This window comes from Bacillus sp. P4_E1 (assembly GCF_056401715.1).
Genome location: NZ_JBFUIV010000026.1, coordinates 52,087 through 58,725, shown reverse-complemented (window position 1 = coordinate 58,725; position 6,639 = coordinate 52,087). Strand labels below are relative to the sequence as shown.

The following is a 6,639-nucleotide window of genomic DNA, read 5'->3' as shown; positions in this document are numbered from 1 at the left end:
TGATCAGGTTGATAGGTTCGAGGTGGAAGCATGGTGACATGTGGAGCTGACGAATACTAATAGATCGAGGACTTAACCATATAATATGAAGCAATGTTATCTAGTTTTGAAGGAATATACCTTCATCAGTTTGGTGATGATGGCAGAGAGGTCACACCCGTTCCCATACCGAACACGGAAGTTAAGCTCTCTAGCGCCGATGGTAGTTGGGACCTTGTCCCTGTGAGAGTAGGACGTCGCCAAGCAAAATAAAAACACAAGTCTTTTGACTTGTGTTTTTTCGTGTTTCTTTTTACAATTCATAGTAATTTAAAAAATCTTTACTTAAAGAATCGTCCTTTTGATTAAAGACAGGGAAATGTGGCTAGGATAGTGAATAAGCAAAAGAGTTGCAAATTTTTTTAATACGTATATAATTAAAGTCAAAGATAGTCAAAGTCAATAAAGGTGGCGGATAAATGAGAAATATATCTGATATCATTGAGAAATATCTAAAGCAAGTTATTGACTTAAGCAATAATAATGCGATTGAAATCAAGAGGAATGAGGTCGCTGATCGATTCGATTGTGTGCCGTCTCAAATCAACTATGTAATCAATACCCGTTTTACGTTAGAAAGAGGATTCGTAGTAGAAAGTAAACGAGGTGGAGGAGGTTACATTCGCATTATAAAAGTCAAACTGCATGATGATATAGACATTATTGATCAAATGCTTCATATGATTGATCATAGCGTTGCACAAGGAAATGCAGAAAGCATGATTATACGTTTAATAGAAGAGGGTATTATAACAAATCGTGAAGCTAAACTTATGTTAAGCGTACTAGATCGTTCTGTATTATTAATGGATGTTCCTTCTCGAGATGAACTTAGGGCTCGAATATTATGCGCAATGTTAAGAACACTGAAATATAAATAAATATAACTTTTGTTAAGAATGATAGCTAAGATAATGCAGTTTAATATTGTAGGGATTTTGAAAGATGACATGTGCTTTTACTAAATGGATTAAGGAAAGAGAACAATCTAGTAATGTATGAAAAGTATCATGAGATAGATCGTTCCTGTTGTAAAGGTGGGGGATAGCGATGACTTGTCAAAACTGTAATATAAGACCAGCAACTTTACATTATACAAAAGTAATCAACGGAAAAAAGGCGGAAGTTCATCTTTGCGAGCAATGTGCAGAACAAAGTGGCTATACGTCTTTCTTTCAATCACCGCAGTCTAATTTTTCATTCCATGACCTATTAGCCGGATTATTGCATAGTGAACCGGCAATGTTTGAAGAAGGGCAAGATGCATTTTCAAATACAAATATATCAAGATGTCCGAATTGTAAGATGACATATGAACAATTTACAAAAGTGGGACGCTTTGGATGTGCTTCTTGTTACGATACATTTAAGGGGCACTTAAAACCATTGTTAAAACGTCTTCACGGTGGGCATACGGATCATTGTGGAAAAATTCCTGAACGTATAGAAGGAAATATCTACTTAAAGAAAGAATTAGATGAACTAAAACTCAATCTGAAACAATATGTACAGAAAGAGGAATTTGAGAAAGCGGCTGAAGTACGAGATAAAATTCGAGGTCTTGTAAATCAGCTTAGTGAGCATAGAGAGGGGGAATAGTTCTATGTCACTGGACAGAATCATGAATGAAGCGATTAGTCCATGGATGAAGGGAGATGGCCCTGATTCTGATATTGTTTTAAGTAGTCGAATTCGTTTGGCTCGTAATTTTAAAAAATATCAATTCTCTACTATGCAAAACGAGGAAGAAGCTAAGCAGATTCATGAGTTATTTAAGAAGAAGTTTATAAAAAAACCTGTAGAACCTTTTGGGGAGTTTGAACTATTAAAAATGAATGAATTAAATCCTCTTCAAAGGAGAGTTTTAGTTGAGAAGCATTTAATTAGTCCAAATCTTGCAGGAACAGAATACGGAGCATGCCTACTATCAGAAAGTGAACATATAAGTATCATGCTTAATGAAGAGGATCATGTTAGGATTCAGTGCCTATTTTCAGGTTTACAGTTATCAGAGGCGCTTCAAAGTGCCAATCAAATAGATAATTGGATCGAGGAGCAGGTTGAATATGCTTTTGATGAATCGCTTGGATATATTACGAGTTGCCCCACTAACGTCGGTACAGGATTAAGGGCTTCGGTAATGATTCATTTGCCGGGACTGGTTTTAACGAAAAGAATTAACCGTATTATACAAGTAATTCAAAAATTAGGGTTAGTAGTAAGAGGAATATACGGTGAAGGTAGCGAAGCGTTAGGTAATATATTTCAAGTGTCAAATCAAATGACACTAGGGAAATCAGAAGAAGATATTATTGCAGATTTAAAGAGTGTCATTCAACAAATCATCCATCAAGAAAAAACGGCTAGAGAATTAATTGTACAAAATTCAAGCATTGAGCTTGAAGATAAAGTATATCGTTCTTACGGAATACTAGCTAACAGTCGTTTAATTCAATCTGCAGAAGCAGCCACTTGCTTATCAGATGTACGGCTTGGTATTGACTTAGGATATATACAAGGTATATCGAGAAATATTTTAACTGAGTTAATGGTTCTTACTCAGCCAGGCATTTTGCAACAATATGCAGGAGGACCTTTAGGACCAGAAGAAAGAGATTATCGAAGAGCAACCTTAATCCGTGAGCGATTACGAATTGAACAAAATTAAGCGCAAGTAGGAGGCGATTTCTATGATGTTTGGAAGATTTACAGAACGAGCACAGAAAGTATTAGCTTTATCTCAAGAGGAAGCAATTCGCATTGGGCATAATAATATTGGAACAGAACATATTTTACTTGGGCTTGTACGCGAAGGTGAAGGAATTGCAGCAAAAGCGTTAATTGCTCTTGGATTAAGTCCAGAGAAAGTTCAAAAAGAGGTAGAAGCATTAATTGGACGTGGAACAGAAGCTTCTCAAACAGTACATTACACACCTCGTGCTAAAAAAGTTATTGAGTTGTCTATGGACGAAGCTCGTAAGCTAGGCCATTCCTACGTTGGAACAGAACATATTTTACTTGGTTTAATCCGTGAAGGTGAAGGTGTAGCAGCACGCGTTTTAAATAATTTAGGTGTAAGCCTAAATAAAGCAAGACAACAAGTGTTACAACTCCTTGGAAGTAATGAAGCTAGTTCAGGTCACCAGGGTGGTTCATCAACAAATGCGAATACACCTACACTTGACAGTCTAGCACGTGATTTAACAGTTGTTGCACGTGAAAATCGTTTAGATCCTGTTATTGGACGTAGTAAAGAAATTCAACGTGTAATTGAAGTGTTAAGCCGTAGAACAAAAAACAATCCAGTATTAATTGGAGAACCTGGTGTAGGTAAGACAGCAATTGCGGAAGGATTAGCACAGCAAATTGTAAATAATGAAGTTCCTGAAACTTTAAGAGATAAGCGTGTTATGACATTAGATATGGGTACAGTTGTTGCTGGAACAAAATATCGTGGTGAATTTGAGGATCGTTTAAAGAAAGTGATGGATGAGATTCGCCAAGCTGGTAACATCATTCTATTTATTGATGAGCTTCATACGTTAATTGGTGCAGGCGGGGCGGAAGGTGCAATTGATGCATCGAATATTTTAAAACCATCTTTAGCACGTGGTGAATTACAATGTATTGGTGCAACAACTTTAGACGAATATCGTAAATATATTGAAAAGGATGCGGCATTAGAAAGACGTTTCCAACCAATTCATGTTGATGAACCAAACTTAGAAGAATCAGTTCAAATTTTAAAAGGTTTACGTGACCGTTATGAGGCGCATCACCGCGTATCTATTACAGATGATGCAATCGATGCGGCTGTAAAACTTTCAGATCGTTACATTACAGACCGTTTTTTACCTGATAAAGCAATCGATTTAATTGATGAGGCTGCATCAAAAGTGCGCTTACGTTCTTATACAACACCGCCAAACTTAAAAGAGCTTGAAGTGAAGCTTGAGGAAATTAGAAAAGAAAAAGATGCAGCTGTACAAAGCCAAGAATTTGAAAAAGCTGCTTCCTTACGTGATATGGAACAACGTTTACGTGAAAAGTTAGAAGATACAAAGCGTCAGTGGAAAGAGAAACAAGGACAAGAAAACTCAGAAGTAACAGTAGAAGATATTGCAAATGTCGTTTCCACATGGACACGTATTCCAGTTTCTAAACTTGCACAAACAGAGACAGATAAATTATTAAACTTGGAATCAATTTTACATGATCGTTTAATTGGGCAGGATGAAGCAGTTGTAGCTGTGGCAAAAGCTGTTCGTCGTGCGAGAGCGGGATTAAAAGATCCGAAACGTCCAATTGGCTCATTTATTTTCCTAGGACCTACTGGTGTAGGTAAAACAGAACTAGCAAGGGCATTAGCAGAATCTATGTTCGGTGATGAGGATGCAATGATCCGCATCGATATGTCTGAGTACATGGAAAAGCATTCTACTTCTCGTTTAGTTGGATCTCCTCCAGGATATGTTGGATATGAAGAAGGTGGACAATTAACAGAGAAAGTTCGTCGTAAGCCATATTCAGTTGTCTTATTAGATGAAGTAGAGAAAGCTCATCCTGATGTGTTTAATATTTTACTACAAGTATTAGAAGATGGCCGTTTAACAGATTCTAAAGGACGTACAGTTGATTTCCGTAATACAATTGTTATTATGACGTCTAATGTTGGTGCAGACGCATTAAAACGTAATAAACATCTTGGATTTAACGTACAAGATGAGAGCCGCGATTATTCAGATATGAAAGGTAAAGTAATGGATGAATTGAAAAAAGCATTTCGTCCAGAATTCTTAAACCGTATTGATGAAATTATCGTGTTCCATATGCTTGAGAAAAAACATATTCAAGAAATTGTAACTCTTATGGTGAATCAGTTAGTGAAACGCTTAAAAGAACAAGAGATTGAATTGCACTTAACAGAAGGAGCAATTTCAGCAATTGCTGATAAAGGATTTGATCGAGAGTATGGTGCTCGTCCACTTCGTAGAGCAATTCAAAAACATGTAGAAGATAGACTATCAGAAGAACTGTTAAAAGGTGCTATTGAGAAAGGACAAAAAGTTATCTTTGATATAGAAGGAGAATCATTTGTCATTCATAGTGCGGAAAAGGTAAAATAAGTATAGACAAACAAAGAGGGCTACGCGATAGCCCTCTTTCTTGTACGAGAAGGATAAACGTTTGTAGATGAAAGTGAAGTGAACTATAAAAGATATGGCTAAAAAGAAAACAAAATTTACATGTCAAGAATGTGGTTATCAGTCGCCAAAATATATGGGGAAATGTCCTGGATGTGGTCAATGGAATACGCTTGTTGAAGAGATGGAACCAGTTGTATCATCAAGACGCCTTAATTATGCCAATGCAATTCAATCAGAAGTAACAAAACCAAGACGCTTAACAGAGGTAGAAACAAAGTCTGAGGCGCGTATTGAAACGAAATTTCAAGAGTTTAACCGTGTACTTGGTGGCGGGATTGTAGATGGATCTTTAGTACTTATTGGTGGAGACCCTGGGATTGGGAAATCAACATTGTTATTACAAATTTCATCGCAATTAGCAGATTCTTCATATGATGTACTATACATATCAGGTGAGGAGTCAGCAAAGCAGATCAAACTTCGTGCAGATCGTTTGCATGTAAAGGGTAGTAATCTATTTGTTGTAGCAGAGACTGATTTACAGAGAATTGCAGCGCACATTGAAGAGATGAATCCAGCTTTTGTTGTTATTGACTCCATTCAGACGATACATTTACCTGAAGTGACGTCAGCCCCAGGGAGTGTAACGCAAGTACGTGAATGTACAGCGGAATTAATGAAACTTGCAAAGACGAAAGGGATTCCTATTTTTATCGTCGGACATGTGACAAAAGAAGGGGCAATTGCAGGACCACGTATGCTAGAACATATGGTTGATGCAGTTCTTTACTTTGAAGGAGATCGTCACCATACATATCGTATTTTGCGAGCTGTGAAGAACCGTTTTGGTTCCACAAATGAAATGGGTATCTTTGAAATGAAGGAACTAGGTCTTGCAGAAGTACTAAATCCTTCTGAAATTTTCCTTGAGGAACGTCCAGTTGGAGTTGCAGGATCCACAGTGGTTGCTTCAATGGAAGGAACAAGACCGGTTTTAGTAGAAATACAAGCATTAATCTCCCCTACTAGTTTTGGAAATCCTCGAAGAATGGCGACGGGAATTGATCATAACCGCGTTTCGCTTATTATGGCAGTGCTAGAAAAAAGAACAGGTTTATTGTTGCAAAATCAAGACGCATATTTAAAAGTTGCGGGTGGCTTGAAATTAGATGAACCAGCAATCGATCTAGCTGTCGCCTTAAGTATTGCTTCAAGTTTCAGAGATAAAGCTACTGCACCAGCCGATGCGGTAATAGGAGAAGTAGGCCTAACTGGAGAAATAAGAAGAGTATCAAGAATTGAACAACGTGTACAAGAAGCAGCGAAATTAGGATTTCAACGTGCTATTATTCCTAGAAAAAATTTGGGAGGATGGACAATTCCAGATGGGATTGAGGTAGTAGGTGTTTCTAATTTAGGAGAAGCGCTTCGTTTGACATTAGGAGGCTAGGCT

At 37.4% G+C, this 6,639-nt stretch carries 5 protein-coding genes and 1 rRNA gene; all 6 read left to right on the top strand.

What is annotated here, in order from left to right:
* Nucleotides 1-129 precede the first annotated feature (129 nt).
* The 6 genes from rrf (at nt 130) to radA (ending at nt 6,636) form a co-directional block, all read left to right on the top strand.
* A 5S ribosomal RNA gene (rrf, locus tag AC1DS7_RS25940) occupies nt 130-245 on the top strand.
* 213 nt (nt 246-458) lie between these two features.
* Nucleotides 459-920, top strand: a complete 462-nt coding sequence (ctsR, locus tag AC1DS7_RS25935) for a transcriptional regulator CtsR (protein WP_002029353.1) — start codon at nt 459-461, stop codon at nt 918-920.
* Between the two features lie 169 nt (nt 921-1,089).
* On the top strand, nt 1,090-1,638 hold the full coding sequence (locus tag AC1DS7_RS25930) for a UvrB/UvrC motif-containing protein (protein WP_002009823.1): 549 nt from the start codon (nt 1,090-1,092) through the stop codon (nt 1,636-1,638).
* Between the two features lie 4 nt (nt 1,639-1,642).
* Nucleotides 1,643-2,707, top strand: coding sequence for a protein arginine kinase (locus AC1DS7_RS25925; protein ID WP_002169332.1), 1,065 nt, complete (start codon nt 1,643-1,645; stop codon nt 2,705-2,707).
* 22 nt (nt 2,708-2,729) lie between these two features.
* Nucleotides 2,730-5,165 carry an ATP-dependent protease ATP-binding subunit ClpC gene (gene clpC / locus AC1DS7_RS25920; protein ID WP_002009819.1) on the top strand — a complete coding sequence of 812 codons (2,436 nt, stop codon included), beginning with the start codon at nt 2,730-2,732 and terminating at the stop codon, nt 5,163-5,165.
* Between the two features lie 94 nt (nt 5,166-5,259).
* Entirely contained in the window at nt 5,260-6,636 is a 1,377-nt protein-coding gene (gene radA / locus AC1DS7_RS25915) for a DNA repair protein RadA (RefSeq protein WP_002009817.1), read from the top strand.
* Nucleotides 6,637-6,639: the final 3 nt, after the last annotated feature.

Bases quoted from the DNA above. Each gene is read 5' to 3' on its own strand.
- ctsR (WP_002029353.1), top strand. From the start codon at position 459: ATGAGAAATATATCTGATATCATTGAGAAATATCTAAAGCAAGTTATT.
- AC1DS7_RS25930 (WP_002009823.1), top strand. From the start codon at position 1,090: ATGACTTGTCAAAACTGTAATATAAGACCAGCAACTTTACATTATACA.
- AC1DS7_RS25925 (WP_002169332.1), top strand. From the start codon at position 1,643: ATGTCACTGGACAGAATCATGAATGAAGCGATTAGTCCATGGATGAAG.
- clpC (WP_002009819.1), top strand. From the start codon at position 2,730: ATGATGTTTGGAAGATTTACAGAACGAGCACAGAAAGTATTAGCTTTA.
- radA (WP_002009817.1), top strand. From the start codon at position 5,260: ATGGCTAAAAAGAAAACAAAATTTACATGTCAAGAATGTGGTTATCAG.